Origin of the sequence: Georgenia soli, from assembly GCF_002563695.1 — a bacterium.
Taxonomy (GTDB): Bacteria; Actinomycetota; Actinomycetes; order Actinomycetales; family Actinomycetaceae; genus Georgenia; species Georgenia soli.
Map to the genome: position 1 here is coordinate 864862 of NZ_PDJI01000004.1, position 26765 is coordinate 891626.

Consider the following 26765-nt stretch of genomic DNA (forward strand, 5'->3'; position numbering starts at 1 on the left):
ACGATCCGCGTGCCGCCGCGGGTGGGGCGGACTACGGTCGTCGGACCTGGGAGTCGCAACCACCGCTGCGAGGAGAGGAGGCCAGGAGCCCTTGTACGACCACGACCTGTTCGTCAGCACGCTGTCCGACTTCGTGCGCACCCTGGTCGAGCCCTACGACACCGACACCGTGCTCGATGACCTGGCCGCGAGCGTCCGGGAGACGCTGCACCTGACCGGCGCGGGCGTCTCGCTCGCCGAGGACGGCCGGATCCGGATGGCCACGGTCATCCCGCCTCACCTCGTCCTCCTGGAGAACTACCAGGAGGAGCACCAGACCGGGCCGTCCGTCGACGCCTTCCGCGAGAGCCGGGCGGTCGTCGTGTCGGACGCGGACGAGCTGCGCGCACGCTGGCCCGGTTACGCCGCGCTCGCGATCGAGTGCGGCACCCACGCCGTCGCCGCCCTCCCTCTCGCGCTCAGCGGCAGGACCTTCGGCACGCTGACCATGTACGCCGAGAGCCGTGAGTGGCCGGAGCCGGACCTGGCCGCCGCCTCGTTGTTCGGCGGGATGGCGACCGCCTACCTCGTCCACGAGTCGGTGCACCAGCAGCAGCAGCAGCTCAACAGCCAGCTCACCCACGCGCTGGAGTCGCGGATCGTCATCGAGCAGGCCAAGGGGATTCTCGCCGAGGCGCACGGGGAGACTGTCGAGACCGCTTTCGAGCGCATCCGTTCCCACGCCAGGAGCCACAGCGTCAAGGTCCGCGACGTCTCGGAGGCGATCGTGCGGATGGGGCTGCGTCTCTAACGGACCGGTTGCCACCTTTTTGTGACCGACGTTACGGTTTCATAACGGCCCGCCCCAGTACGTCCGGCGGGCACCGCCGCCCCAGCCCCCGGCGGGACCACGGCCGCTCCGGACCTCGGTGGCCCGTGCTCGTGCCTCGCGAGCACCGACCCCTGGAGCGCACAATGCGGTACGCCGACGTCATCGAGATCCCCACCTACGACCGCCCGCTGCACCACGACCTGGCGACAGTCGACGCGGTCAGCGACCTGGTGCAGGCCCAGCAGCGCAAGGGCGACCTGTACCTCCGCGTCAGCCGCGGCCCGGACGACGTCCACACCGGGAGCCGTCACCCCGAGAGCGGGTACCCGCTCCCCGGGCTCGCCTGCTGGCCGCTGGTCCCGGAACCGTGGTGGCCCGCCGGCACGTCGACGTGGATCGCCCGCCAGCTCGTCAGCCACTCCTACCTGCTCTCCGAGCGCGCCCAGGCCTGGGTGCTGACGGGCCCGGTCGTCGGCCGGGGCGCCGACGGCGAGCCGCTCGTGGCGCCCGCGAACCCCGTCGCGCTCGTCGGGCACGGCGCGTTCCTGGAGGCGGAGAGCGTCTACGCCGCGTGGCGCTGCCGCGACGTGCGCTGAGGGAGCCGCCGCGCCGTGCGCTGAAGCAGCCGCCGCGAGTGAGCCGGGGGGACGGCCCGCAGGTCCCGCGCGATGAGAGGATGGCGCCGCCAGTTCGCCTCTCTCTCCCTGGAAGTGACATGCCCCGCCTCGAGCCCACCCAGACCGCACCGGACTTCACGCTCCCCACGGCCGACGGTGGCCAGGTATCGCTGGCCGCCCTGCGTGAGGACGCCCGGAAGGGCGTCGTCGTCTACTTCTACCCGGCGGCCGGGACGCCGGGGTGCACGAAGGAGGCCTGCGACTTCCGCGACTCCCTGGCCTCCCTGCAGGGGGCTGGCTACGCCGTCGTCGGGATCTCCCCGGACGGCGTCGAGAAGCTGGCACGGTTCGCCGAGGCTGAGGGGCTGACCTTCCCGCTCGCCTCCGACGCGGACCACGAGGTCCTGGACGCCTACGGGGCCTGGGGCGAGAAGAAGAACTACGGGAAGACGTACGTCGGCGTGATCCGCTCGACCGTCGTCGTCGGGAAGGACGGCACGGTCGAGCTCGCGCAGTACAACGTGCGGGCCACCGGGCACGTCGCGCGGCTGCGCAAGCTGCTCGGCGTCGACTGAGCCGCTCCCGGTGTCGCGGTGGTGCCGTCGTTCTGGCCCACCACCGCGGCCGGCCGACCGGCTGGACCACCGCTCCTGCCCGACCACGCGGGGCGACAGGGTCGACCGTCCGGAAGGACGGGCGCGCTGCTCGTGCGCCCGGCGGGAGGCCGTCGGCCGATAGGCTGTCCCGCGAGCGCGAGTGGCGTAACTGGCAGCCGCGCCAGGTTTAGGTCCTGGTGCCTTCGGGCGTAGGGGTTCGAGTCCCCTCTCGCGCACTCCCCGCAGCAGTGGATGTGCCGGTGGCTCGGCTGAGGAGGCGGCCCCTCTCGCCGCACCGGACCGGCCGGGCGTGACGACGCCGGTCGCCCGGCCAGCCTTGTCGCGCCGGACCGCCGGGCGCGATAGAAACAGAGGGTGAGTGACATCGCGAGCGGCGACCTCGGTCCATGGCTCTCCCCCGAGGACCTGGACCTGGTGCGCCGAAAGGTTCCCATCCTCTACATCGACGCGGTCCCGGCCCGCCTGGACCGGCACGGGGAGGTCGAGTCAGTCGGTCTCCTGCTACGGGCGACGTCGGAGGGCACCATCTCCCGCGCGCTCGTCTCGGGGCGGGTGCTCTACCACGAGACCATCCGGGAGGCCCTCGAACGGCACCTGGACAAGGACCTCGGGCCGATGGCGCTGCCGCGGCTGCCGCAGTCGCTGGTGCCGTTCGCCGTCGGCGAGTACTTCCCGACGCCGGGCAGCCCGTTCCACGACCCGCGCCAGCACGCCGTCTCCCTCGCGTACGTGGTCCCGGTGGTCGGTGACTGCCACCCGGCCAACGACACGCTCGAGCTGACGTGGCTGACACCCGCGGAGGCCGTGACGCCGGAGATCCTCAACGACATGGTGGAGGGGCACGCCATCCTGCTCAAGCAGGCCCTGGCCCACCTGGGGAGGTTGCGCTGATGGAGACCCAGCCCGAACCGATCGTGCCGGGGTCGAGGAACCCGCTGAAGTGGTTCGCGATCGACCTGGCCTGCGTCCTGGTGTTCACCGTCATCGGCATGGCGTCCCACGGCACGCCCGCCGGGGAGTTCCTGCAGACGGTGTGGCCGTTCCTGCTCGGCCTAGCCATCGCCTGGGCGCTCCCCGGCGTGCGGTCGCTGCCGCTCCTGATCTGGCCCACCGGGGTCATCGTCTGGGCCGGGACCACGGTGATCGGGCTGGCGCTGCGCGCCATCACCGGCGGCGGGGTCTCGGGAGCGTTCCCGTTCGTCACCGCCGGCGTCCTCGCCCTCCTCATCGTCGGCTGGCGGGTGATCCCGGAGCTCCAGGAACGCCGCCACGAGAAGCAGGCGCGCTACCTCTGACATCCGCACGGGCCTGCGGCCCGGCCGGCGGCGACCGGCCGGGCCGCAGGCCCGTGCCGCTCGGGTGCGGGTCAGGCCCGGAGGTCCATGACGACCCTGCCCTCGATGCGGCCCTCCTCCATCTCGGTGAAGATGTCGTTGATCTCCCCGAGGTGACGGACGGTGAACGTCGGGGCGATCTTGCCGCGGGCGAAGAAGTCGAGCGCCTCGGACATGTCCTTGCGGGTGCCGACGATCGAGCCGCGGACCGTCAGGCCGAACAGCACCGTGGTGAAGATGTCGAGGGGAAACTTCTCGGGAGGCAGCCCCACCAGCGAGACGGTGCCACCGCGCCGGAGAGTGCCCACGGCCTGCGGGAAGGCGTGCGCGTTGACGGCCGTGACGAGCGCGCCGTGCACGCCGCCGGTCTGCTCCTTGATCGCCGCCGCAGGGTCGGGTGTCGTGCGGGCGTTGACGGTCACCTCGGCGCCGTGGCGCCGGGCGAGCTCGAGCTTGGCGTCGTCGACGTCGACCGCGGCCACCCGCAGGCCCATCGCGACCGCGTACTGGACGGCGATGTGCCCGAGACCGCCGATGCCCGAGATCAGCACCCACTCGCCCGGCCGGGTGTCCGTGACCTTCAGGCCCTTGTACACGGTGACCCCGGCGCACAGCACCGGTGCGGCGGCGGCCAGGTCGACGCCGTCGGGGATGAGCGCGCAGTAGCGGGAGTCCACCAGCATGTACTCGCCGAAGGAGCCGTCCACGGAGTACCCGCTGTTCTGCTGGGCCTCGCACAGCGTCTCCCAGCCGGTCTCGCAGTACTCGCACTCGCCGCAGGCGCTGGCGAGCCACGCGTTGCCGACCCGGTCGCCCACCTTCACGCGGGTGACCCCGGCGCCGACGGCGACGACGGTCCCGGCACCCTCGTGGCCGGGGACGAACGGCGGCGTGGGCGGGACCGGCCAGTCGCCGTGGGCGGCGTGCAGATCGGTGTGGCACACGCCCGTGTACTCGACGCGGACGAGCGCCTGGAAGGGACCCGGCTGCGGCACGGGCCGGTCCTCGACGGACAGCGGCCGGCCCAGCTCGTGGACGACGGCCGCGTGCATGGTGGTGGGGACGGTGACTGCCGTGGTCGACGGCATGGTGTCGGTCATGGTGTCGTGCACCTCTTCGTCTCGTTCGGCGGCGACGGGTCGCGTCGCCCGCTGAGGACGCCCTCTGCGGCGCCCACGACCAGTCCACCAAACGACGACGCCCGCGACGCGGGACGCTCGTCCCGAGGGGCACGCCCCGGCGGTGACGCGCACCACACCCGGCCGGACGGCCGAGCGTGAGGAGGGGCGGCTGCCTCGGGACGGTTACCGCAGCGCCGCGACGATGTGCGGGGCGAGAGCCCGGAACGCCTTGCCACGGTGGCTGATGGCGTTCTTCTCCTCCGCGGTGAGCTCGGCGGCGGACCGGTTCTCCCCGGCCGGCTGCAGGATCGGGTCGTAGCCGAAACCGCCGTCCCCGCGCGGCGCGGTCAGCAGCACGCCCGGCATGGTGCCCTCCTCGACGATCTCCGTGCCCGACGGCGTCACGAGCGCGGCCGCGCACGCGAAGTGGGCAGCGCGGTGCTGCGCGGGGACCTCTGCGAGCTGGGCGAGGAGGAGCTCGAGGTTGGCGAGGTCGTCGCCGTGCCGGCCGGACCACCGCGCGGAGAAGACTCCCGGGGCGCCGCCGAGCACGTCGACGCACAGGCCGGAGTCGTCCGCGACGGCGGGCAGTCCCGTCGCCGCCGCGAGGGCCCGCGCCTTGATGAGGGCGTTCTCCGCGAAGGTGACGCCGTCCTCCACCGGGGGCTCCGCCCCGACGTCGCCGGCGCCGACGACGTCGGAGGCGTGCAGGCCCGGCAGCAGCGGCCGCAGGATCTCCCGCAGCTCGCGGACCTTGTGCGCGTTGTGGGTCGCGAGGACCAGGCGGGGCGCCGCGCCGGCGGCCGGGACCGTCTCGCTCACGGCAGGTGCTCGAGCGGGCGGGCGAGCGCCTCGGCCTGGATGTCGCGCAGCCGCGCGGTGCCGGCGACGGCGAGGTCGAGCAGGGCGTCGAGCTCGGCCCGCTTGAAGGGCACGCCCTCCGCGGTGCCCTGGACCTCGACGAAGTCCCCGGAGCCGGTGACGACGACGTTCATGTCGGTCTCGGCGCGCACGTCCTCGGTGTACGGCAGGTCGAGGACGGGCCGGCCGTCGATGATCCCGACGGAGACGGCGGCGACGGAGTCCTTCAGCACCGGCCTGCTGCGCCGCGGCTGGACGTGCCCGGCCGCCGTGCCCCACGCGACCGCGTCGGCGAGCGCCACGTACGCGCCGGTGATCGCGGCGGTGCGGGTGCCGCCGTCGGCCTGGAGGACATCGCAGTCCAGGACGACGGTGTTCTCCCCCAGGGCGGCGACGTCGATGACCGCCCGCAGCGAGCGGCCGATCAGGCGGGAGATCTCGTGGGTGCGGCCGCCGACGCGGCCCTTGATCGACTCACGCTGGCTCCGGGTGTTGGTCGCCCGCGGCAGCATCGCGTACTCCGCCGTGACCCAGCCCTCGCCGGAGCCCTGGCGCCAGCGCGGCACACCCTCGGTGAAGGAGGCCGCGCAGAGGACCCGGGTGCGGCCGAACTCCACGAGCACGCTGCCCTCGGCGGCGTCGAGCCAGCCGCGGGTGATGCGGACCTCGCGCAGCTCGTCGGGGCGCCGTCCGTCGGCGCGCAGGGTCGTGGAAAGGTCCGGAGAAGTCATGCGTCGAGGTTACCGTCCGGCGGTGACACGGCTGCGCCCGGGCCGGGGCACCGAGGGCTCACCCGGTGTTCTGGAGGCCGGCCGCCACGCCCTTGAGGGTGAGCAGCAGCAGGCGCTGCTGGTCCTCCACCTCCTGCGCGTCGAGCTCGCGCGAGCTGTCGCGCAGGGTCCGCAGCGCACGCAGCTGGATCAGCGACAGGGCGTCGACGTAGGGGTTGCGCAGCTGCACGGCGCGCCCGAGCACCCGGTGCCCCTCGAGCAGCCGCTCGTGCCCCGTGATGTCGAGGACCCAGCGGGTGGTGAGGTCGAGCTCGGTGACGACCTTCTCGGCCAGGTCCGTCCGCTCCCCCAGCTCGAGGTAGCGCACGGCGATGCGCCGGTCCGTCTTGGCCAGCGACATCTCCACGTTGTCGATCATGGTGGCGAACAGCGGCCACTCGGCGTACGCCCGCCGCAGCAGCTCCAGGTCGCCGACGGCCTCCAGGGCCGTCCCGAGCCCGAACCAGCCGGTGAGGTTGATCCGCGCCTGGGTCCACGCGAAGTTCCACGGGATCGCCCGGAGGTCCTCCAGCGACTCCACGCTCAGCCCGCGGCGGGAGGGCCGGGAGCCGATGGCGAGCAGCCCGATTTCCTCCTGAGGCGTCACCTCGGCGAACCAGGGGGCGAACCCGTCGGCCCGGATGAGCTCGAAGAAGCGCTCCCGGGAGACGGCGTCGAGGCGGGACGCCAGGTCCGCGTACCGCTCCGCGGCCTGGGCGTTGCGGCGCTCGGTCGAGGGCGCCGACGCCATGAGCGTGGCGGCCGCGACCTGCTCGATGTGGCGCACGGCGATGGCCGGGTTGCCGTACCGGGCGGAGATGACCTCGCCCTGCTCGGTCACCTTGAAGCGCAGGTCCACCGAGTGGGGCGGCTGGGCGAGGATGGCGCGGTTGGCGGGGCCGCCACCACGGCCGAGCGCCCCGCCGCGGCCGTGGAACTGCGTCAGGACGATGTCGTTCTCCTGCGCCCAGGCGGCGATCCGGGCCTGCGCCTCGTACAGGGCGAGCGTCGCCGAGACGGGGCCGACGTCCTTGGCGGAGTCGGAGTAGCCGAGCATGACCTCCACCCGGCGGCCGGTCTGCTCCAGCCGCCGCCTGACCGGCTCGAGGGCGAGCATCTCCTCGAGGATGCGGGGCGCCGCCTGCAGGTCGTCGAAGGTCTCGAACAGGGGGATGACGTCGAGCACCGGGGCGGCCTCCGCCGACCCCAGGGCACGCTCGGCGAGGGCGTAGACGTCGGCCAGGTTCTGCGCGGACTGGGTGAAGGAGACGATGTAGCGGCGGCACGCGTCGACACCGTGACGCTCCTGGACCGCGGCGATGGCGCGGAACGTCTCCAGGACCTCCTCCGGCGGCACGGCCGGGGAGGGCACCGACTCGGGGTCCTCGAGCCAGGCCAGCGTCTGCGCGTGCACCTTGGAGTGCTGGCGCACCTCCATCTCCGAGAGGTGGAAGCCGAAGGTCTCCACCAGCCAGATGAGGTCCTGCAGGTCGCCGTGCGCGGCGCGGGCGGCGCCCGCCTGGACCAGCGACTCCTGGACGACGGCGAGATCGGCCCGCAGGGCCGCGGCGTCGGGATAGGCGAGGTCGGCGTCGCGCCGGCGGGTGGCCGCGATGCGCTCGGTGACGAAGAGGAGCACCCGGCGGTGGCTCTCGCCCGGGGAGTGGGCGGCCACCTGCTCGGTGAGCTCCTGGTCGAGCTGGCGCTGGCGCGCCCAGAGCGCCTTGAGCGCGGGGCTCGGCTCCGCGAAGCGGTCGTCCAGCGTGAGGGCGAGCCCCGCGCGGCGGGCGGCGTCCTCCAGTGCCGCGAGGATCCGGTCGGCCGACTGCGCGGCCGCCTGACGCGTCACCGACGCCGTCACGTTCGGGTTGCCGTCCCGGTCGCCGCCGATCCACGTGCCGAGCCGGACGAACGCGGGCGCCTTCGGGGTGCGCAGCCCGCGTTCCTCCCCCTGCAGCCAGTCGTCGAGGCGGCGGTAGGAGGCCACGAAGACATCCACGAGCGAGGAGTCGAACACCGCCAGGGAGGTGCGGACCTCGTCCAGCGGCGAGGGGTTGGCCGGGCGCAGCTGGGCGGTGCGCCACAGGTTGTCCACCTCTCCGAGCAGCTCGCGCCGGTTCTCCTCCAGCGCGCCGCGCCCCAGGCGGGGGTCGTCGCGCTGGTCGAGGAGGATGCCGAGGCGCCGCACCGAGGCGGCGACGGCGTTGCGGCGCGCCTCCGTCGGGTGGGCGGTGAGCACGGGGTGGAACTCCAGCCGGGCGAGGCGCCGCTCGGCCTCCTCCCGGCCGACCTCCTCGGCCAGGTGCGAGAAGGCGGCGGCCACCGAGTCGGAGGGGCGCTGCTCGGCCAGCGGGACGTCGCCGTCGCGGGCCCGGAGCGTCCGGACGCGGTGCTGCTCCTCGGCGAGGTTGGTGAGGTGGAAGTAGCACGTGAAGGCACGCGCCACCTCCTCGGCCCGCTCGGCGGAGAAGGAGTCGACGAGCTCCTCGGCCCTGCTGAGCGCGTCGCTGCCCGGGTCCTCGAGCGCGGCGATGGCGAGCTCGCGCAGCGCCTCGACGTCCTCGAAGAGCCCGGCGCTGCCGTACTCGGTGAGCACCTGCCCCAGGAGACCGCCGAGCATGCGCACGTCGTTGCGCATCGCCTCCGGTATCTCGTGCTTCGCAGCGCCGCGGGTGTGGCGGTCGGCGGGAAGGGTGTCGCGTCGGGAGGCGTCGCTCATACCCGAAAGGCTACAGAGGGCGCGGTCCCGGCCGTCCGGCAGGGGCGGGCCGTGAGACGGCGCAGGCACCGGCGTCCACGCGTCTGCGAGCCGCGCCGTGGGCCTCTGAGCCGCACCGTTCGTGGGTGGTTTGTCCGGTTCGTCGCACGGGCGCGGGAGCCGCTCCGGCTCCGCGGCGTGCTGAACGTCACGGACGTGCGGAGGACCGGCCGGTCCTGCGACGGGCCGGTCGCCGGCTCACAGCGCCAGGCACGAGGAGCACACTGCGCCCGCGCGAGACCGCTCAGGCCTACAGCACCCAGGTGGCGCCGGGCGCGGCCACGTCCACCGGGCCGTCGTAGACGGCGTGGGCCTCGGCGCGCACGACCTCGGGGTCCGTCCACGGCTGGAGGTGCGTCAGCACCAGCCGGCGGACCTGTGCGGCCGCCGCCAGCTGGCCGGCGCGCCGGCCGGTCAGGTGCACGCCGCGCACCGTGTCCCGGCCCTCCTGGAACGCGGCCTCGCTGAGCAGGAGGTCCACCTCGGCCGCCAACGGCACCAGGCCGTCGCAGAAGTCGGTGTCGCCGGTGTAGGCGAGGGTCACGCGCTCCGGTCCCCCGGCCCGGGAGCTCGGCCCCGTGATCCGCACGCCGTACGCCGGCACGGGGTGGTTGACGGGGAAGGACTCCACCGTCAGCGGCCCGACCCGCACCGCGGTGCCCGGCACGTGCTCGCGGAAGGTGAACTCGCCCCCGTAAGTCTCGGACTCCTCGTCACCGCCCACCCCCCGCACGCGCTCGAGCGCGCCCGCCGGGGCGAGCACCTCCAGCGGCGCGAGCGGGCCGTCGGGGTGCCAGCGGCGGTAGACCTGCATGCCGATCATGTCGACCATGTGGTCGGCGTGGAGGTGGGAGAGGACGGCGAGGTCGAGCGTGGCCGGGTCGACGTAGTTGAGCATGGCGCCCATCGCGCCCGAGCCGAGGTCGAGCACGACCGACCAGGTCCGCTCGTCGCCCGCGTCGTCGGGGCCCTGCACCTGGAGGAGGTAGCAGGAGGCCGGGGACGCCGGCCCGGACATCGAGCCCGAGCACCCGACGACGGTCAGCCTCATCGCGACCCCGCCAGCTCGTCGACCGCCCGGACCTCGGAGACCTCGGGACCCAGGAACCGGCGGGCGAGCCGGGCGAAGGACGCGGGTTCGCCGGTGGCGAGGAACCGGTGCGCCGGCCGTGACGCCTCGGGGTCGCGCAGGAGGTCGTGGGCGACGAGGGTGCGGTAGACGTCCTTGGCGGTCTCCTCGGCGGAGGACACCAGGGTCACCTGCTCCCCCATCACGTAGGAGATGACACCAGTGAGCAGCGGGTAGTGGGTGCACCCGAGGACGAGGGTGTCGACGTCGGCGGCACGCACCGGGGCGAGGTACTCCTCGGCGGCCGCGAGCACCTCGGGCCCCGAGGTGATGCCTCGCTCGACGAACTCGACGAACTTCGGCGCCGCGGCCATGGTCAGCCTCAGCTGGGGCGCCGCGGCGAACGCGTCGCGGTACGCGCCGGAGTCGATGGTGGCGCGGGTGCCGATGACGCCCACCCGGCCGGTGCGCGTGGCGGCGACCGCACGGCGCACGGCCGGCTGGATGACCTCGACCACGGGCACGCCGGCGTCGATGGCGTACCGCTCGCGGGCGTCGCGCAGGACGGCGGAGGAGGCGGAGTTGCACGCGATGACGAGCATCTTCACGCCGGAGAGGACCAGCCGGTCCATGACCTCCAGCGCCAGCGCCCGCACCTGGGCGATCGGCTTGGGGCCGTACGGGCTGTTGGCGGTGTCCCCGATGTAGAGGACAGACTCACCCGGCAGCTGGTCGATCACCGCGCGTGCCACGGTCAGGCCGCCCACGCCGGAGTCGAAGATGCCGATGGGTGCGTCGTCCACGACCCAGGAGCCTAACGGCCACGGCGTGTCCGGGACATGGCCTCCAGCAGTGACTCCTGCCACCACGTCAGGGCGGCGTACATCGTGGCGAGCGCGTCGGTGACCTCGTCGTGCTCGTCCCCGGGCTCGGGCCCCGCCCCCTGGGCCCGTTCGTAGACCGCCTCCGCGTCCGCGTCGTCGGAGATGCCGAGGCGGGTGGCCAGCACGAGCCGGACGTCGGTCAGCGCCGCCAGCCAGGCTGCTTCCTTCCCCTCCGGCACCACGACGGCGTCCGCCCGGGTCCCCGGGGCGGCGAGCTCCCGCCAGACCACCTCGAGCCGGGACACCTTGCCGGCGCGGACCGAGTCCTCGGTCAGGGCGCGCAGCTCGGCGGAGAGGCCGGCGTCGTCGTGGCTCATCGGGGGCAGCAGGCGTGCCAGGGCCGGGTCCGACGGCGCGTCCGGCGCACGGTCGTGCGACGGCTCGAAGTCGAGGGCGGCCAGGAGCGCCTCCTCGCCCACGGGGTGGCCGGGGCCCGCCCCGACGGGACCACTTCCGCCGTCGTCGAGTCGCGTGCCGAGGAGCTCCGCGGTGTCGCGGAAGAGACGGGCGAGGATGGTCCGCTCGACGTCCTCGACCCGTGACGCGAACCCGCCGGGCACCGGGAGGAAGGCCTGCACCTACTCCCCCTCCTGGTCGAGGGTCGCCCACAGCCCGAACCCGTGCATGGCCTGCAGGTCCACCTCCATCTGCTCGCGGTGCCCCGTGGAGACGACGGCCCGGCCGCGGGTGTGGACCTGCATCATCAGCCGGGTCGCCGTCGGCTCGTCGTAGCCGAAGTAGCTCTGGAAGACGTACGTCACGTAGGACATGAGGTTGACGGGGTCGTCCCAGACGATCGTCCTCCAGACCCTGTCCGGCGCCACCTCGTGCTCCGGGGCCGTCGACTCCTGCTCGGCGGGGGCAGACTCCAGGTGGGTGACGCTCACGCGCCCAGCCTACGAGGTGGCCCGCGCCGTCACCGCTGTCGTCCACCGCCCCCGCCACGGCGGGGCGCGGGCACCACCGCTACCGTGACCCCATGCGGAGGACCACCACCAGCACGGCGCTGCTCACCGACATGTACGAGCTCACGATGATCGAGGGCGCGATGCGCTCGGGCACCGCCCAGCGGCGCAGCGTCTTCGAGGTCTTCACCAGACGCCTGCCCGAGCGCCGCCGGTACGGCGTCGTCGCCGGCACCGCGCGGGTGCTGGACGCGATCGAGGCCTTCCGTTTCGGCCCCGAGGAGATCGACTACCTCTCCCGCGCGGGGATCGTGGGCGACGAGACGCTCGACTTCCTCCGGGACTACCGCTTCCGCGGCTCCGTCTGGGGCTACGGCGAGGGCGAGTGCTTCTTCCCCGGCTCGCCGGTCATGACGGTCGAGGGCACGTTCGCCGACGCCGTCGTGCTGGAGACGGTGATCCTGTCGATCCTCAACCACGACTGTGCCGTCGCCGCGGCGGCCTCCCGGATGACGACGGCGGCCCACGGCCGTCCGTGCCTGGAGATGGGCGCGCGGCGCACCCACGAGGAGGCGGCCGTCGCGGCGGCCCGCGCCGCCGTCGTCGGCGGGTTCGCGGGCACCTCGGTCCTCGAGGCGGGCCGGTCGTTCGGCATCCGCGCGATCGGGACGGCCGCGCACTCCTTCACCCTCGTCCACGACGACGAGGAGGCCGCCTTCGCCGCCCAGGTGGCCACGATGGGGCCGGGCACCACCCTGCTGGTGGACACCTACGACGTCACCCGCGGCGTCGAGCGCGCCGTGGCGGCGGCGCGCGCCGCCGGCGGCGAGCTGGGGGCGGTGCGCCTGGACTCCGGCGACCTGGTCGCGCAGGCCTTCACGGTGCGCAAGCAGCTGGACGACCTCGGGGCGACGACGACGCGGATCACGGTCACCTCCGACCTCGACGAGTACGCGATCGCCGCCCTCAACGCCGCCCCGGTGGACTCCTACGGCGTGGGCACCAAGCTGGTGACCGGCTCCGGGCACCCCACGGCCGAGCTCGTCTACAAGCTGGTCGCCCGGGAGGGCACCGACGGCCGCATGCACGAGGTGGCGAAGGCCTCCACCTCCAAGGTGTCCGTGGGCGGGCTGAAGGTGGCCGGCCGGGTGCCCGACGAGGACGGTCGCGCGGCCGAGGAGCTGGTGGTCTCGTGCGAACGGTTCGCCGACGGCCTCGCGGAGCTGGGCAGGGCCGGCGCCCGGCCGCTGCAGGTGGAGCTCGTGCGGGACGGCGAGATCGTCGAGGAGCACCGGGGCGAGGGGGCGCTCGCGGCGGCGGCGCAGCGGCACCTGCAGTCCCGGGCCGAGCTGCCCTACGCCGGCTGGCGGCTGAGCGAGGGCGAGCCGGCGATCCCCACCCGGCACCTGGACATCTACCCCGCCGACGACGCCGACCCGGCGGCCGTCATCTGAGCCAGGTGCGCCCTGGCCGGCGGTCCTCGCGGACGGTCCTCGTCAGGGCGGCCCTCGTCAGGGTCGCCCTCGGCCAGGACCTGGGCGACGCCCCCGCAGGGGCCGTCCGCCCACAGACACGCAGGAGGCCGTCCCCCTCGCGGGGACGGCCTCCTGCGTTGTGCGGGCGGTGGGGCTGCGCGGTCTGGACCGCTGGCGGGACCGCTCGCGGGTCGGTCAGACCCTGGTCCTGCCCCGGGAGACGAAGGACATGATCAGCGAGATCACCAGCACGGCGATACCGATCCAGAGGAGCACCTTCGCTGCCTCGACGGCGACCCCCAGGATGAGCATGACGACGCCGACGATGATGAGGATGAGCCAGATGTTCACGGCACGTCCCTTTCTGTTGAGGGGCAGGACCGGCAGTCCCGCCTGCACGATGCGTCAAGAGTTCCAGCACCCGACCCTGAACGCATCTTGAAACGGTTGTGACGCGATCCGATTTGTGGACGCGGCCTCAGCCGCGTCCGACGAACCACTTCCTCAGCAGCGCGATCCGCTCCTCGATCTCCTCCGTGCGGGCGAGCGCCACCTCCGGGCCGCCGCAGCGGCTCCGCAGCTCGGTGTGCACGACACCGTGGGGCTTGCCGGAGCGCCGGGACCACGCGGAGACGAGACTGGAGAGCTCCTTGCGGGCGGCCTGGCGACGCCGGTGGTCGTCCACGCCCGCGTTGGTCCGGCGCGCGGCGTCGGCCTTGGCGTTGCGCTTCTGCGTCCTGATCTGCTCCGCCTGGCGGGCCCGCAGCAGGGCCGACACCTGTTCCGGCTCGAGCAGACCGGGCAGGCCGAGGTACTCCTGCTCCTCCACGGAGCCCACCTCCGCGCCCGTGCCGAACTCGCCGCCGTCGAAGAGCACCTTGTCGAACGACGCCTGCGCCTCCAGCGCCTCGAAGCCGGGGAGCAGGCCGTCGCTCGCCTTCTCCTCGCGGTTCGCCGCGGCGACCAGGGCGTCCTCCGGGTTGTAGAACGTGCCCTTCTCCTCGGCGGTCAGCACGCGGTCGAGGGCGTGGTCGCGCTCGATCTCGAGCTCGTTCGCGAGGCCGAGCAGGTGCTGGACGGACGGGAGGAACACCGACGCGGTCTCGCCGCGGCGCCGCGCGCGCACGAAGCGCCCCACGGCCTGGGCGAAGAACAGCGGGGTGGAGGTGGCGGTGGCGTAGACGCCGACCGCCAGCCGGGGCACGTCGACGCCCTCGGACACCATGCGCACCGCGACCATCCAGCGCTGGTCGCCGGCGGCGAAGTCCTCGATGCGCTGGTTGGCGCCGTCGTCGTCGGAGAGCACCGTGACGGCCGGCTCGCCGGTGATGCTGTGGATGATCCTGGCGTAGGCCCGGGCCGCCGTCTGGTCGGTCGCGATAACCAGGCCGCCGGCGTCCGGGACGCTGCGGCGGACCTCCGTCAGCCGTTGGTCGGCCGCCTGCAGCACGGCGGGGATCCATTCGCCCTTGGGGTCGAGCGCAGTGCGCCAGGCCTGGGCGGTCATGTCCTTCGTGAGCGGCTCGCCGAGCGTGGCGGAGACCTCGTCACCGGCCTTGGTCCGCCAGCGCATCTGCCCGGAGTAGCTCAGGAAGATGACCGGGCGGACCACGCCGTCGCGAAGGGCGTCGCCGTAGTTGTAGGAGTAGTCCGCCTTCGAGCGGCGGATCCCGTCCCGGTCGGGTGCGTACTCGACGAACGGGATCGCGGCGGTGTCGGAGCGGAACGGCGTCCCGGTCAGCGCCAGGCGCCGGCGGGCCGGCTCGAACGCCTCCCGCACCGCGTCGCCCCAGCTCAGCGCGTCACCGCCGTGGTGGATCTCGTCGAGGATGACGAGCGTGGGCTCGGCGCTGGTGCGGGCCCGGTGCAGCGCGGCGTTGGCCGCGACCTGGGCGTAGGTCAGGGCCACGCCGTCGAAGCTGGCACCGTGCCGGCCCTGGGCGTTCTTGAAGTTCGGGTCGAGCTGCACGCCCACCCGGGCGGCGGCGTCGGCCCACTGGGTCTTGAGGTGCTCCGTGGGGCAAACCACGGTGATCCGGCGCACGACGCCGCCGGCGAGCAGCTCGGTGGCGATCCGCAGCGCGAACGTGGTCTTGCCGGCGCCGGGGGTGGCGACGGCGAGGAAGTCCTGCGGCTGCTTCTCGAGGTAGAGCTGGAGCGCCTCGGCCTGCCACGCGCGCAGGCGTGACGCCGTCCCCCACGCCGCGCGCGCCGGGTAGGCGGGCGGCAGATGCTCGGCCGCTGCCGTGGAGACGGCAGCGGGTCCGGCTGGGGGGATCGGCGTCGACCTGCGCTGGTGCGGGGCGGTCACTCCCCGCTTCCCGAGGAGCCGCCCTTGCGGCCGAACGGCCAGCCGCGGCCCTTGCCGGAGCCGGCGCCGTCGTTCATGCCCTCGTAGATGGCCTTGCAGGTGGGGCACACGGGGTACTTGCGGGGGTCACGGCCAGGGGTCCAGACCTTTCCGCACAGCGCGATCACGGGCTGGCCGGAGACCGCCGAGGCGGTGATCTTGTCCTTGCGCACGTAGTGCGCGTAGCGCTCGTCGTCGCCCGGCGAGACCTGCTCGCGGAGCTCCTCCCGCTCGAGCACCCCCGTGCCGCCGGCCGGGGCGGACGGCGCTGCGGGTTGCTGCGGACCGGACGGGGAGGAGGGGGTCGTCGAGCTCATGCGGACAGTCTAAGCACGCCCCGGCGGCGGGCACCGGGTGCCCGGGCCGTCACAGCTTCTGCCACGCGGGCCGGTGCTCGAACACCTCGCGGTAGTAGTCGCCCAGCTGCAGGCGGGACGCCGCGGCGGGGTCGACGAGCACGGTGGCGCGCGGGTGGTGCTGCATGACCGTGGCGGGCCACATGGCGCTGACGGCCCCCTCGACGAGGTGGTGGACCGCCTCCGCCTTCCCCGGGCCGGTGGCCACGAGCACGAGGTGGTGGGCCGACATGATCGTGGCGAGCCCCTGGGTGACGCAGTGCCGCGGGACGGCCTCGACGTCGCCGCCGAAGAAGCGGGCGTTGTCCCGGCGCGTCTGCGAGGTGAGCGTCTTGATGCGCGTGCGGGACGCCAGCGACGAGCCCGGCTCGTTGAAGGCGATGTGGCCGTCGGTGCCGATCCCGAGGATCTGCAGGTCGACGCCCCCGGCGTCGGCGATGGCCGCCTCGTAGGCCGCGCAGGCGGCCGGGATGTCCTCGGCGTTGCCGTCCGGCCCCTGCACCGCACCGGGGGCGAAGTCCACGCGGCCGGCGATCTCGCGCTCGATGACGTTGCGGTAGCGCTCGGGGTGGTCCTCGGGCAGGCCGACGTACTCGTCGAGCATGAACGCCCGGGCGCCGGCGAAGGAGACGCGCCCGGCCTCGTGGCGGCGGACGAGCTCGTCGTAGATCGCGAGCGGGCTGGACCCGGTGGCCAGGCCGAGCACGGCGTCGGGCTTGCGGCTCAGCAACCGCTCGATCTCGTCGGCGACGAGCGAGGCGATGGCCTCGGCGTCCGGCTGGATGACCACCTGCACGGGTTACCCCTTTTTTCTCGAGCGGTACCGGACGATCACCGGCACGACCACCCTACCGGCCCCGGCCAGAGACATCTGATGTCTCCCCGCGCGGTCGTGCCGGGGCGTGCAGAAGCGGGCAGGACCAGCCTCGGTCCTGCCCGCTCCGGGTGCGCTGTCAGCGCGAGGTCACTTGGCGGCGACGGCCTTCTTCAGGGCCGAACCGGCGGAGATCTTGACGCCGTAGCCGGCGGGGATCTGGATCTCCTCGCCCGTGCGGGGGTTGCGGCCCGTGCGAGCGGCGCGCTCGACGCGCTCCACGCTCAGCAGACCGGTGACCTTGACGGCCTCGCCCTTGCCGAGGGAGTCCACGAGGACCTCCTGCAGCGCGGAGAGCGCGGCGTCGGCCTGGGTCTTGGTCAGCGAGGAACGCTCGGCGACAGCGGCGACGAGTTCGGTGCGGTTGACGGACATGAAATCCCTCTCATCGTTCGGCTCTTGGGCACCCGTTGCTGGTGCCGCTGCGCCGACACTACGCACACGTCGGCGCCGTTGTCGCTTCTAACGCGCCGATTTTTCGCGTGTCCGTGCGGATCTGCCGCGATCTGGACGCCGACCGTCGTCCTCAGTTGTCACATCCGTCACATCCGTCACCGGCGGCGGTGGCGTGACCGGGTTCACGGCAGGATGGGCAGGACGCTACGAGAAGGAGACAAGGCATGGAGCAGCGCACTCTGGGCGGATCGGGCCGCGAGGTCTCGGTGGTCGGCCTGGGCACCTGGCAGCTGGGCACGGAATGGGGGGCCGTCGACGAGCAGCAGGCCCGCGGGGTCCTCGAGGCCGCCGTCGACGCGGGCGTGACGTTCCTCGACACCGCCGACGTCTACGGGGACGGGCGCAGCGAGCGCCTCATCGGCGCGTTCCTTCGCGAGAACCCGGGGGTGGACCTCACGGTCGCCACCAAGATGGGCCGGCGCGTCGCGCAGGTCCCGGAGGCGTACCACCTGGACGCGTTCCGGGAGTGGACCGACCGCTCACGCACCAACCTCGGCGTGGAGCGGCTGGACCTCGTGCAGCTGCACTGCCCGCCCTCGGAGGTGCTGACCTCGGGCGCCGTGCTCGAGGCGCTGGAGACGCTCGTCGCCGAGGAGCGCATCGCCGCGTACGGCGTGAGCGTGGAGACGTGCGACGAGGCGCTGGCGGCCATCGAGACGCTGCACCCGGTGAGCGTGCAGATCATCCTCAACGCCTTCCGCCGCAAGCCGCTGGAGCAGGTGCTCCCCCGCGCCGTCGAGGAGGGTGTGGGGATCATCGCGCGCGTGCCGCTCGCCTCCGGCCTGCTCTCGGGCCGCTACACGGCGGACACCACGTTCGCCCCCACGGACCACCGCACCTACAACCGCCACGGGGAGGAGTTCGACGTCGGCGAGACGTTCTCGGGCGTCGACTTCGCCACGGGCGTCGACGCGGCGCAGGAGTTCACCCGGCTGGTGGCCGAGCTCGGACCCGACGGCGCCACGCCCGCCCAGGTGGCCCTGCGGTGGGTGGTCCAGCAGGAGGGCGTCACCACGGTGATCCCGGGCGCGCGCAACGCCGAGCAGGCCCGGGCGAACGCGGCGGCCGCGGAGCTCGAGCCGCTGTCCGAGGAGCTGCTCGCCGCCGTCGCGGCGCTGTACGACGAGCGGGTCCGGGCCCAGGTCCACCACCGCTGGTAGCCCCGGGCGGTCGGCGGGCGTCTGCGGCCCAGCTCAGCGGGCGCCCGCCACCGCCTCGGCGAACCACCCCGTGATCGTGGTCGGGTGGGTGATCGCGGTGCCGACGCACACGGCGAAGGCCCCGCGGGCGAGCGCCTCGGCCGCCTGCGCGGGGCTGTGGACGCGGCCCTCGACCATGACCGGCAGCCGGCAGGCCCCGACCATCTCGTCGACGAGCTCGTAGTCCGGGCCGGGGGTGCGGGGACGCTCGCCGCTGTACCCGGCGAGCGTGGTGCCGAGGATGTCGACGCCCGCCCGCTCCGCCTCGAGAGCGTCCTCGAGCGACCCGCAGTCCGCCATGACCAGGACGTCGGTCCGCTCGCGCAGCTCGGCCACGGTCGCGGCGAGGGTGCGCCCGTCCGGGCGCGGGCGCCGGGTGCCGTCGAGCGCGACGATCTGCGCGCCGGCGTCGGCCACGGCCAGCGCGTGCTCGAGGGTCGGGGTGATGTAGACGCCGTCGTCCCCGTCCTTCCACAGCCCGATGACGGGCACGTCGACGGCGGCGACGACCTCGCGCACGTCCTGCAGGCCCTGGGCGCGCACGGCGGCGGCCCCGCCCTCCACGACGGCGGCCGCCACCTGCGCCATGGTGCGCGGGTCGCGCATCGGCTCGCCCGGGTAGGCCTGGCACGAGACGACCAGCCCGCCTCGCATGCTCTCGATCAGGGGGTCCACTCTCGTCCTTCCGCTCCCGGCACCGCGGCCGGGTCAGTTCGTGCCACCAGGTCCCACGCCCCGCGGGCCGCCCCGACCACGGCGGCCGAGGCGCCGAGGGCGGCCGGGATCACGGGCAGGCCGGCGAGCGGCTCGATGAGCTCGGAGCGCAGGGCGGACTCCATCGCCTCCCACCAGAGGGGTCCTGCCCCTGCCATGCCGCCGCCGACGACGACGGCCGCCGGGTCGAGCACGGTCACCACGGCGGCGGTCGCCCGTCCGACGGCGGCGGCCGAGTCGCGCACGGCCCGGACCGCCGTCGTCTCGCCCGCCCCGGCGCGCGCGACGACGTCGCGGGTGTCCGGGCTGGCCGGGTCCCCGCCCAGGGCGAGGTAGCGACGGTGGAGGGCCGGGCCGGCGCCGAGCGCCTCGAGGTGCCCGGGCCGCCCGCAGGTGCACCGCATCCCCTCTGCCCCGGGCGTGGGCAGGTGCCCCATCTCCCCGGCGACGTGGTGGGCGCCGCGCAGGGGTCGCCCGTCGAGGACGACGGCGCCCCCGACGCCCGTCCCGACGGCGACCATGAACAGGCTCGCCAGGCCGGCCCCCGCGCCGCGCCAGGCCTCCCCGGCGGCGTGGGCGTCGACGTCGTTCTCGACGTGGACCTCCCCGACGGCCAGGTCGGCGAGCCGGGCGCGGAGTCCGCCCGCGACGTCGGTGCCGGTCCAGCCGGGGATCGCGTCGGTGGCGGAGACGATCGTGCCCGTCGTGACGTCGACGACGCCGGCCGTGCCGACGCCCACCCCGAGCACCGGCCCGGGCGCGTCCGCGGCGACGTCGCGGACGAGGTCCGCGACGGCGTCGAGGATGGCGGACGGGCCGTCCTGCGCGGGGGTCGGCACCGTCCGCAGCGGCCCGGGAAGGCCGTCGCGCGAGACGGTCGCCGCCGCCGTCTTGGTGCCACCGAGGTCGACGCCGACGACCAGGGCGGCCTGGTCCCCCGCGCCCGCCGGCGCCGGAGCTCCGCGGCCGGTCGTCCCGCTCACAGGACGGCGGCGGCCGCCTCGGCCGCGCCGAGCAGCCCGGCGGCGCGGGTGATCGCCTCGATCCGTTCGGCGACCTCCCCCTCCAGCGCGCGCACGGGGAACGCCATGGTCGCGCCGTCGATGAGCCCCTGCCGCTGCATGGCGACCTTGAAGGCGCCGACGCCCGCCGCGTCACCGGAGCGACCGGCGGCCTGGAACACGATCTCGAAGAGCGCTGCGAGACGGTCCTGCTCGGCGCGGGCACCCTCCCAGTCCCCCGCCTCGGCCCGCTCCCACAGGCGGGCGTAGCCGGCGGCGTCGACGTTCGCCAGGCCGGGGACCACGCCGTCGGCGCCGAGGAGGAGCATGCCGTCCACGACGACCTCGTGACCGGTGAAGAGCGTCAGCGGCGAGCCCGCCGCGGCGTTGGCGGCCACCAGCCGCCGGAACCCCACGTCGTCGCCGGAGGAGTCCTTCACGCCCGCGAGGACACCCTCGGTGCCGAGCCGCACGAGCAGGTCGGCACCGAGCTTGACCTTGACCCGCACCGGGATGTCGTACGCGAACACCGGCACCTCGGACGCCGCGGCGACGGCGCGGAAGTGGTCCTCGATCTCGGCGGCGTCGTTGATGGCGTACACCGGGGCGGTGGCCACGACGGCGTCCACGCCGGCCGCCACCGCGCGGCGCACCTGCTCCACCACCCGTGCCGAGGTGAGGTCGATCGCGCCCGCGAGCACCGGGACCCGGCCCGCGACGGTGCGCACCACGGTCCGCACGACGAGGTCGCGCTGGTCGTCGGTGAGGTAGGCGACCTCGCCGGTCGACCCGAGGACGAACACGCCGTGCACGCCGGAGGCAACCAGGTGGTCGGTCACGCGCTCGAGGGAGGGCACGTCGACGTCGCCCTCGCTGGTGAAGGGGGTCACGACGGGCGGGACGATGCCGCGAAGACGTGCGAGGGTCACAATCACTCCAATTTCTCGCGAGCCGGGAGGCTCGGACGGTGGGCGGGCGCCGGTTGGCGACGGGTCAGCGGCTGGGGTGCAGCAGCGAGGGTGCGGCGGCCATGAGCGTGCGGGTGTAGGGGTCGTCGGCCTGCTCGAAGATGTGCTCCGCGCTCCCCTCCTCGACGATGCGGCCGGCGTTCATCACGAGGATCCGGTCCGAGACGTAGCGGACCGTCTGGATGTCGTGGGAGATGAAGACCATCGACAGCCCGAGCTCGTTCTTGAGGTCGGAGAGCAGGTTGAGGATCTGCGCGCGCACCGACACGTCGAGCGCGGAGGTGGGCTCGTCCGCGACGACGATCTCCGGCTCGAGGGCCAGCGCGCGGGCGATCGCCACGCGCTGGCGCTGGCCCCCGGAGAGCTGGCTGGGCAGGGCGTCCAGCGCGGAGGCGGGCAGCCCGACCATGGCCACGAGCTCCCGCACGCGCGCCTCACGCTGGGCCGGCGAGCCCACCCGGTGCACGTCCAGGGGGTCCCGCAGGGTGTCGCGCACGAGCATCCGGGCGTTCAGCGCGGTGGCCGGGTCCTGGAAGACGACGGAGACGACGCGGCCGAACCTCTTCCGGTCCGCGGCCGTGCGCCGGACGACCGGCTCGCCGCGGAAGAACACCTGGCCGGACGTCGGCTCCTCCAGCCCGGTGAGGACCCGGGCGGTGGTGGACTTGCCGCACCCGGACTCGCCGACGATCCCGAGGGTCTCGCCGCGGCGGACCTCGAACGAGACCCCGTTGACGGCGTGGACCCGCTGGGCGGAGAACAGGCCGCCGAGCCGGCTCCGGTAGGTCACGTGCACGTCACGCACGGCGACGATCGGCACGCCCTCCCCCGGCGCGGGACGGGTGGCGGCCTCGGTCGTGGCGGTCATCGGACACCTCCGGAGAGAACGGGCTCCGGGTCGCCGGCGTGGGCGGCCCAGCGGTGGTCGCGGCCGGGCAGCTCCCGCATGACGGGGCGCTCGTCCAGCCCCACGTCGGGGCGCGAGGAACGGGGCGCGAACCGGTCGCCGGCGGGGAACTCGCTCGGCGAGGGGACCGTGCCGGCCACCTGGTGCAGGCGGTCGGCCCCGGACTCGATGGACAGCACCGAGCCGAGCAGACCGCGGGTGTACTCGTGGAGCGGGTTGGTGAGCAGCTCGGCGGTCGGGGCCTGCTCCACCACCTGGCCGGCGTACATCACGGTGACGCGGTGGGCGACCTTGGCCACGAGCGCCAGGTCGTGGCTGACGAACACCATGGCGAAGCCCAGCTTCTCGCGCAGGTCGTTCAGCAGGTCGATGACCTGCTTCTGCACCGTGACGTCCAGCGCGGTGGTGGGCTCGTCGGCGATGACGAGCTTCGGGTCACGGGTCAGCGCCATGGCGATGAGCACGCGCTGGCGCTGGCCGCCGGAGAGCTCGTGCGGGTAGCTCTTCAGGGTGCGTGCCGGGTCCAGGCCGACGAGCTCGAGGAGCTCCTCGGCGGTGCGGGTGCCGCCGCGGCGGGTGAGCTGCTTCATCTGCGCGGAGATGAGCATCGAGGGGTTCAACGAGGAGAGCGCGTCCTGGTAGATCATCGCCAGGTCGTGCCCGCGCAGCCCGGCACGCTCGCGCGGGGGGAGCTCGAGCAGGTTCTTCCCGCCGTAGCGGACCGTCCCGCGGACCTCGGCGCTGCGGTCGAGCAGCCCCATGATCGCCAGGGAGGTGATCGACTTGCCGCAGCCGGACTCCCCCACCAGGGCCATGGTCTCGCCGGGGCGGACGGAGAAGGAGACGTGGTCGACGACGTCGACGTCGCCGTGCCGCTGGGGGAAGCGGATGCAGAGGTCCTCGACCTCCAGCAGCGGCTGGGCGTCCCCCGCGTACTCGAGGCGGTCGGTGCGCGTGGCCTCGACGGCCCGCAGCTCGGCGAGGCGCTCCTCGAGCGGGACCTCGGCGGTGGCCGCCTCGACGGCGGGCTCCTCCGCGACGACGACCTCCTCGCCGGCGGCGGCCGCCAGGGCGGCCTCGGCGCGGGTCTCGACGATCTTCTTCCCGCGCGGAGCGACCATCGCGTCGGTCATGCCCTCCGAGAGCACGTTCAGGCACAGGACCGTGAGCATGATCGCCAGGCCGGGGAAGAACGTCGCCCACCAGTACCCGGCCATGACCAGGTCCCGGCCGGCGGCGATGACGTTGCCCCACGACGGCTCGGGGTCCGGCACGCCGGCCTGGATGAAGGACAGCGACGCCTCGAAGACGATCGCGTCCGCCACGAGCACGGTGGCGAAGACCATCACGGGGGCGAGGCAGTTGCGGGCGACGTGCTTGACGAGCACCCACGCGGTGCGGGCGCCCATGACCTTGGACGCCGCCACGTAGTCCTCGCCGTACTGGTCCAGCACGTTGGCGCGGACCACACGGGTGAGCTGCGGGACGTAGAGGAAGGCGATGGTGAGGACCAGGACCGGCAGCGACCGGCCGAACACGGTGACGAAGACGGCCGCGAGCGCGATGCCCGGGAAGGACATGACGACGTCGAGAATCCGCATGAGGGACTCGGCGAGCCACTTCCGGGCCGTGGCGGCGACGGAACCGAGGACGGCCGCCACGGCGAGCGCGATCGCCGTCGCCCCGAGGCCGATGACCAGGGAGTAGCGGGCGCCGAAGGCGACGCGCGCGAAGATGTCGCGGCCCTGGCGGTCCGTGCCGAACCAGTGCTCGCCGCTGGGCGGCTGCACGGGGGTGCCGGTGGCGAGCGGGTCGTGGGCGGAGACCAGCGGCGCGAGCACGGCCACGAGCGCCACGAGGGTGACGAAGGCCAGGGCCACCTTGGACCCGGCGGGCAGCGCCCGCAGGCGCAGGCCCGGGGCGGAGAGACGTTCGGTGAGCTTGCGTCGCATGTCAGACCGTCCTGATGCGGGGGTTGACCAGCACGTAGAGCAGGTCGACCACGATGTTGATGACGACGAAGGCCATGGCGACCGTCAGCGTCACGCCCTGGACGAGGTTGGGCTCGTTGTTGGTCACGCCGTTGAGGATCAGCGTGCCCATGCCCGGCAGCGCGAAGATGATCTCGATGACGACGGCGCCGCCCAGGAGGTAGCCGACGCGCAGGCCGAGCACGGTGATCGGGGTGATCAGCGCGTTGCGCAGGACGTTGCGTCCGACCACGACGGCGCGCGGGACGCCGGCGCCGAGCGCCGTGCGCACGTAGTCCTTGTCGAGCTCCTCCACGACGGCGGTACGGATCACGCGGGTGAGCTGGCCGATGACCGGCACGCCGAGCGCGAAGGCGGGCAGCGCCATGCGGGCGAGGTAGGCGCCCGGGTCCTCGGTGAAGGGTGGCAGCTTGCCCGAGGCGGGCAGGACGCCGAGGCCGAGGGTGAACGCCTGGATCAGCAGGACCGCCAGCCAGAAGGACGGCGTGGCGAGGGAGCCGACGGAGACCACCCGGATCGCCTTGTCCGGCCACCGGTCGCGGTAGAGGGCTGCCACGATGCCGAGGACGAGCGCGCCGACGACGGCGATGAGCAGGCCCAGCAGGGTCAGCTGGAGGGTGATCGGGAACGCGCGTGCGACCTCGTCCACCACGGGCATGCGGCGGGCGCTGAAGGTGCCCAGGTCGAGCTGGACCAGCCCGACGAGGAAGTTCCAGTACCGCAGGAGCAGGGGATCGTCGAGGCCGTGCGCGGCGCGGTAGGCCTCGCGGGCCTCCATCGACGCGCCCTCGCCGAGGGCGGTGATGGCCGGGTCGACCTTCGAGAAGGACATCACCACGAAGACCAGCAGGCTGATCCCCAGGATCATGACGGGCAGCTGGAGCAGGCGTCGGCCGGTCAGCCGCAGGAGTGCGGTCACGCTCGGACTCCTTCGTTCGGGGACGGCAGGTGCCGCGTTGGGGGCGGGCGGCGGGGAACCGCTGGGCGAGGGTGGCGGGGAACCGCCGGGCGGAGGTGGCGGGGCCCGCAGGCCCCGCCACCTGGCGTCACTCGGTGACGCCGACGTCCAGGAAGGACAGACCGGTCAGCGGCACCGGCCGGAAGCCGGACAGGCTCTCGGAGCTCCACGCGGTGGGCAGCTGACGGTGCAGCAGCGGGTAGAGCGGCACCTCCTCCGAGATGAGGTCGAAGGCCTGGTTCCACAGCTCCTGCTGCTCCTCGCCCTCGGCCTGGACCGCCTGGTCGAGCAGGCCGCTGAGCTCGGCGAACTGCTCGCTGTCGTTCCAGCGGTAGCGGCTCTGGGACCACACGTTGTCGCCGTACCACCAGCGCATGAGCAGGTCGGGGTCGTTGCCGAAGACCGAGGGGTCACCGGGGGCGACCATGACGTCCATGTCACCGGCGTCGACCTTGGTGTACTGGCCGCCGGACTGGCCGATGTCCAGGGTGGTGGCGACGCCGATCGCGTCGAGGTCCTCCTTGATCAGCGGCGCGACGTCGGAGACCCAGCCGGTGTCGGTGGTCATGAGGTTGATCGAGAGGTCCTCGACGCCCGCCTCGGCGAGCAGCTCCTTGGCCTTCTCCGGGTCGTAGGAGTAGACGGTCGACGCCTCGTGGTAGTTCGGGTGGTCCTCCGGGAGGAAGCCCGTGGCCGGTGCGGCGTTGCCGAGCAGGCCGGTCTCGATGATCTTGTCCATGTCCAGCGCGTAGAAGAACGCCTGGCGCACGCGCGGGTCGTCGAACGGCTTCTTGTCCGTGTTGAACATCATGAAGAGCAGCCCGAAGGACTGCACGGACTCGACGTCCACCTGGTTCTCGAGGGACGGCACGTCGATGTAGGGGACGTCCTCGATCGCGTGCACGGTGCCCGAGCTCAGGGCGGTGACGCGGGCGGCCGGGTCGGAGAGCAGGTTCCAGTTCATGCCGGCGGCCTGCGCCGGGCGGGTCCCGGTGTAGTCGTCGAAGCGCTCGAACGTGATCTTGTCGTCCGGGGTGGCGGAGGTGAGCTTGTACGGGCCGGTGCCGACGGGCAGGGCGTTGAAGGCCTCGTAGTCGCTCTCGACGAGGTCCTGGGGGACGACCTTGACGACCGAGAGCCGCTCGGGCACGAGCGAGAACGGGTACTTGAGGTTGACGGCGACGGTGTCCTCGTCGACCGCCTCGACCGACTCGACGAAGTCGATGAACCCGGCGTAGAGCGACTCGCTCGCCGGGTCGAGGACCCGCTCGAAGCTGAACACGACGTCGTCGACGGTCACCGGGTCGCCGTCGTGGAAGACGGCTCCCTCGCGCAGGTCGACCTCCCAGCGGGTCTCGTCCACCTGCTCGGGCAGCTCGGCGCCGAGCGCGGGGTACACCTCCCGCGTGACCGGGTCGAGCTCGGTGAGACCCTCCAGCGTGTGCCAGTTGGCTGCGACGGTGACCGCACCGGTGGTCACCATCGGGTCGAACCCGCCGCTGAGCGAGTAGGAGATGCCCGCCTCGATGATGGCGTCCGGGTTGACCTCGCCGCTCGCGGCCGAGCCGGCCTCGGCCGCGCCCTCGGACGCGCCTCCGCCGCCGCAGGCCGCGAGCGCCAGCGCCGCGGTCGTGCCGACGGCGGCAACCTTCCACCCGCGCCGCGCGCCGGGGAGCCCTGTCTGTGATCGGTGCATTGCCTACCCTCCATTGGGGGACTGACGTCTGATGTCTGACGTATTACGATGACAGTAGAACGTCGAAGCCGAA

The 26765-nt window shown here is 73.5% G+C and carries 27 protein-coding genes and 1 tRNA gene; 8 read left to right on the forward strand and 20 right to left on the reverse strand.

All coding sequences use genetic code 11. The features are described 5' to 3' along the window. Window positions 1–91: 91 nt before the first annotated feature. The 6 genes from ATJ97_RS05315 to ATJ97_RS05340 all read left to right on the forward strand — a co-directional run bounded on the left by ATJ97_RS05315 (window position 92) and on the right by ATJ97_RS05340 (window position 3340). Complete coding sequence (locus tag ATJ97_RS05315) at window positions 92–790, forward strand: GAF and ANTAR domain-containing protein (protein ID WP_170037126.1); 699 nt, start codon at window positions 92–94, stop codon at window positions 788–790. 164 nt (window positions 791–954) lie between these two features. Beyond that, on the forward strand, window positions 955–1407 hold the full coding sequence (locus ATJ97_RS05320; protein WP_098482841.1) for a DUF6098 family protein: 453 nt from the start codon (window positions 955–957) through the stop codon (window positions 1405–1407). Window positions 1408–1526: 119 nt separating this feature from the next. Continuing rightward, entirely contained in the window at window positions 1527–2003 is a 477-nt protein-coding gene (bcp, locus tag ATJ97_RS05325) for a thioredoxin-dependent thiol peroxidase (protein ID WP_098482842.1), read from the forward strand. Window positions 2004–2178: 175 nt separating this feature from the next. After that, a tRNA-Leu gene (locus tag ATJ97_RS05330) sits at window positions 2179–2260 on the forward strand. Between the two features lie 139 nt (window positions 2261–2399). Further along, a complete protein-coding gene (locus ATJ97_RS05335; protein ID WP_098482843.1) occupies window positions 2400–2936 on the forward strand; it encodes an NUDIX hydrolase family protein in 537 nt (178 codons plus the stop codon). Continuing rightward, on the forward strand, window positions 2936–3340 hold the full coding sequence (locus ATJ97_RS05340; protein ID WP_098482844.1) for a DUF3054 domain-containing protein: 405 nt from the start codon (window positions 2936–2938) through the stop codon (window positions 3338–3340). The genes ATJ97_RS05335 and ATJ97_RS05340 overlap by 1 nt, the downstream gene beginning before the upstream one ends. A gap of 71 nt (window positions 3341–3411) precedes the next feature. Here the strand turns inward: ATJ97_RS05340 and adhP are convergent, their stop codons facing one another. The 8 genes from adhP to clpS form a co-directional block, all read right to left on the reverse strand. Beyond that, a complete protein-coding gene (gene adhP / locus ATJ97_RS05345) occupies window positions 3412–4479 on the reverse strand; it encodes a zinc-dependent alcohol dehydrogenase (RefSeq protein WP_483866833.1) in 1068 nt (355 codons plus the stop codon). 204 nt (window positions 4480–4683) lie between these two features. Beyond that, window positions 4684–5322, reverse strand: coding sequence for an RdgB/HAM1 family non-canonical purine NTP pyrophosphatase (gene rdgB / locus ATJ97_RS05350; RefSeq protein ID WP_098482845.1), 639 nt, complete (start codon window positions 5320–5322; stop codon window positions 4684–4686). Continuing rightward, window positions 5319–6092, reverse strand: coding sequence for a ribonuclease PH (gene rph / locus ATJ97_RS05355; protein ID WP_098482846.1), 774 nt, complete (start codon window positions 6090–6092; stop codon window positions 5319–5321). Before rph ends, rdgB begins: the two co-directional genes overlap by 4 nt. 58 nt (window positions 6093–6150) lie before the next feature. After that, entirely contained in the window at window positions 6151–8850 is a 2700-nt protein-coding gene (locus ATJ97_RS05360) for a phosphoenolpyruvate carboxylase (protein WP_098482847.1), read from the reverse strand. 289 nt (window positions 8851–9139) lie between these two features. Beyond that, window positions 9140–9940 (reverse strand): MBL fold metallo-hydrolase, encoded by an 801-nt coding sequence (locus tag ATJ97_RS05365; RefSeq protein WP_098482848.1) that lies wholly within the window; start codon window positions 9938–9940, stop codon window positions 9140–9142. Beyond that, the gene (gene murI / locus ATJ97_RS05370; protein WP_098482849.1) at window positions 9937–10761 is read right to left on the reverse strand and encodes a glutamate racemase; all 825 of its coding nucleotides are present in this window, start codon (window positions 10759–10761) and stop codon (window positions 9937–9939) included. Before murI ends, ATJ97_RS05365 begins: the two co-directional genes overlap by 4 nt. A gap of 11 nt (window positions 10762–10772) precedes the next feature. Further along, entirely contained in the window at window positions 10773–11420 is a 648-nt protein-coding gene (locus tag ATJ97_RS05375) for a DUF2017 domain-containing protein (RefSeq protein ID WP_098482850.1), read from the reverse strand. Beyond that, entirely contained in the window at window positions 11421–11729 is a 309-nt protein-coding gene (gene clpS, locus ATJ97_RS05380) for an ATP-dependent Clp protease adapter ClpS (protein ID WP_425432731.1), read from the reverse strand. Between the two features lie 92 nt (window positions 11730–11821). Here clpS and ATJ97_RS05385 point away from each other — a divergent pair, with 92 nt between their 5' ends. Then, complete coding sequence (locus ATJ97_RS05385; protein WP_098482851.1) at window positions 11822–13201, forward strand: nicotinate phosphoribosyltransferase; 1380 nt, start codon at window positions 11822–11824, stop codon at window positions 13199–13201. 216 nt (window positions 13202–13417) lie between these two features. On the opposite strand, the gene ATJ97_RS19665 is transcribed toward ATJ97_RS05385, so the two are convergent. From ATJ97_RS19665 to ATJ97_RS05405, 5 genes are all read right to left on the reverse strand, one after another. Continuing rightward, complete coding sequence (locus ATJ97_RS19665) at window positions 13418–13573, reverse strand: hypothetical protein (RefSeq protein ID WP_170037128.1); 156 nt, start codon at window positions 13571–13573, stop codon at window positions 13418–13420. Between the two features lie 127 nt (window positions 13574–13700). Then, the gene (locus tag ATJ97_RS05390; protein WP_245862163.1) at window positions 13701–15533 is read right to left on the reverse strand and encodes a DEAD/DEAH box helicase; all 1833 of its coding nucleotides are present in this window, start codon (window positions 15531–15533) and stop codon (window positions 13701–13703) included. After that, window positions 15530–15889 carry a DUF3039 domain-containing protein gene (locus tag ATJ97_RS05395; RefSeq protein ID WP_098482852.1) on the reverse strand — a complete coding sequence of 120 codons (360 nt, stop codon included), beginning with the start codon at window positions 15887–15889 and terminating at the stop codon, window positions 15530–15532. The genes ATJ97_RS05390 and ATJ97_RS05395 overlap by 4 nt, the downstream gene beginning before the upstream one ends. Window positions 15890–15938: 49 nt before the next feature. Further along, on the reverse strand, window positions 15939–16724 hold the full coding sequence (gene nagB / locus ATJ97_RS05400; protein WP_098482853.1) for a glucosamine-6-phosphate deaminase: 786 nt from the start codon (window positions 16722–16724) through the stop codon (window positions 15939–15941). 168 nt (window positions 16725–16892) lie between these two features. Beyond that, the gene (locus ATJ97_RS05405; RefSeq protein ID WP_043497136.1) at window positions 16893–17177 is read right to left on the reverse strand and encodes an HU family DNA-binding protein; all 285 of its coding nucleotides are present in this window, start codon (window positions 17175–17177) and stop codon (window positions 16893–16895) included. Window positions 17178–17422: 245 nt separating this feature from the next. On the opposite strand from ATJ97_RS05405, the gene ATJ97_RS05410 reads away from it, so the two are divergent. After that, window positions 17423–18418 (forward strand): aldo/keto reductase, encoded by a 996-nt coding sequence (locus ATJ97_RS05410; protein WP_098482854.1) that lies wholly within the window; start codon window positions 17423–17425, stop codon window positions 18416–18418. A 33-nt stretch (window positions 18419–18451) separates the two neighbouring features. Here the strand turns inward: ATJ97_RS05410 and ATJ97_RS05415 are convergent, their stop codons facing one another. The 7 genes from ATJ97_RS05415 to ATJ97_RS05445 all read right to left on the reverse strand — a co-directional run bounded on the left by ATJ97_RS05415 (window position 18452) and on the right by ATJ97_RS05445 (window position 26692). Next, window positions 18452–19111, reverse strand: a complete 660-nt coding sequence (locus ATJ97_RS05415) for an N-acetylmannosamine-6-phosphate 2-epimerase (protein WP_098485256.1) — start codon at window positions 19109–19111, stop codon at window positions 18452–18454. A gap of 8 nt (window positions 19112–19119) precedes the next feature. Continuing rightward, window positions 19120–20154, reverse strand: coding sequence for an ROK family protein (locus tag ATJ97_RS05420; RefSeq protein WP_098482855.1), 1035 nt, complete (start codon window positions 20152–20154; stop codon window positions 19120–19122). Then, the gene (locus ATJ97_RS05425) at window positions 20151–21101 is read right to left on the reverse strand and encodes a dihydrodipicolinate synthase family protein (RefSeq protein WP_098482856.1); all 951 of its coding nucleotides are present in this window, start codon (window positions 21099–21101) and stop codon (window positions 20151–20153) included. Before ATJ97_RS05425 ends, ATJ97_RS05420 begins: the two co-directional genes overlap by 4 nt. A gap of 64 nt (window positions 21102–21165) precedes the next feature. Beyond that, on the reverse strand, window positions 21166–22008 hold the full coding sequence (locus ATJ97_RS05430) for an ATP-binding cassette domain-containing protein (protein WP_098482857.1): 843 nt from the start codon (window positions 22006–22008) through the stop codon (window positions 21166–21168). Further along, entirely contained in the window at window positions 22005–23999 is a 1995-nt protein-coding gene (locus ATJ97_RS05435) for a dipeptide/oligopeptide/nickel ABC transporter permease/ATP-binding protein (RefSeq protein WP_098482858.1), read from the reverse strand. The genes ATJ97_RS05430 and ATJ97_RS05435 overlap by 4 nt, the downstream gene beginning before the upstream one ends. A gap of 1 nt (window position 24000) precedes the next feature. Next, the gene (locus ATJ97_RS05440; RefSeq protein ID WP_098482859.1) at window positions 24001–24957 is read right to left on the reverse strand and encodes an ABC transporter permease; all 957 of its coding nucleotides are present in this window, start codon (window positions 24955–24957) and stop codon (window positions 24001–24003) included. Window positions 24958–25084: 127 nt separating this feature from the next. Then, window positions 25085–26692, reverse strand: a complete 1608-nt coding sequence (locus ATJ97_RS05445; protein WP_098482860.1) for an ABC transporter substrate-binding protein — start codon at window positions 26690–26692, stop codon at window positions 25085–25087. Window positions 26693–26765: the final 73 nt, after the last annotated feature.

Coding starts and splice junctions, on each gene's coding strand:
- ATJ97_RS05320 (WP_098482841.1), top strand. CDS start 955: ATGCGGTACGCCGACGTCATCGAGATCCCCACCTACGACCGCCCGCTG.
- bcp (WP_098482842.1), top strand. CDS start 1,527: ATGCCCCGCCTCGAGCCCACCCAGACCGCACCGGACTTCACGCTCCCC.
- ATJ97_RS05340 (WP_098482844.1), top strand. CDS start 2,936: ATGGAGACCCAGCCCGAACCGATCGTGCCGGGGTCGAGGAACCCGCTG.
- adhP (WP_483866833.1), bottom strand. CDS start 4,479: ATGACCGACACCATGCCGTCGACCACGGCAGTCACCGTCCCCACCACC.
- rph (WP_098482846.1), bottom strand. CDS start 6,092: ATGACTTCTCCGGACCTTTCCACGACCCTGCGCGCCGACGGACGGCGC.
- ATJ97_RS05360 (WP_098482847.1), bottom strand. CDS start 8,850: ATGAGCGACGCCTCCCGACGCGACACCCTTCCCGCCGACCGCCACACC.
- ATJ97_RS05365 (WP_098482848.1), bottom strand. CDS start 9,940: ATGAGGCTGACCGTCGTCGGGTGCTCGGGCTCGATGTCCGGGCCGGCG.
- ATJ97_RS05385 (WP_098482851.1), top strand. CDS start 11,822: ATGCGGAGGACCACCACCAGCACGGCGCTGCTCACCGACATGTACGAG.
- ATJ97_RS05395 (WP_098482852.1), bottom strand. CDS start 15,889: ATGAGCTCGACGACCCCCTCCTCCCCGTCCGGTCCGCAGCAACCCGCA.
- ATJ97_RS05405 (WP_043497136.1), bottom strand. CDS start 17,177: ATGTCCGTCAACCGCACCGAACTCGTCGCCGCTGTCGCCGAGCGTTCC.
- ATJ97_RS05410 (WP_098482854.1), top strand. CDS start 17,423: ATGGAGCAGCGCACTCTGGGCGGATCGGGCCGCGAGGTCTCGGTGGTC.
- ATJ97_RS05415 (WP_098485256.1), bottom strand. CDS start 19,111: ATGCGAGGCGGGCTGGTCGTCTCGTGCCAGGCCTACCCGGGCGAGCCG.
- ATJ97_RS05430 (WP_098482857.1), bottom strand. CDS start 22,008: ATGACCGCCACGACCGAGGCCGCCACCCGTCCCGCGCCGGGGGAGGGC.
- ATJ97_RS05435 (WP_098482858.1), bottom strand. CDS start 23,999: ATGCGACGCAAGCTCACCGAACGTCTCTCCGCCCCGGGCCTGCGCCTG.
- ATJ97_RS05445 (WP_098482860.1), bottom strand. CDS start 26,692: ATGCACCGATCACAGACAGGGCTCCCCGGCGCGCGGCGCGGGTGGAAG.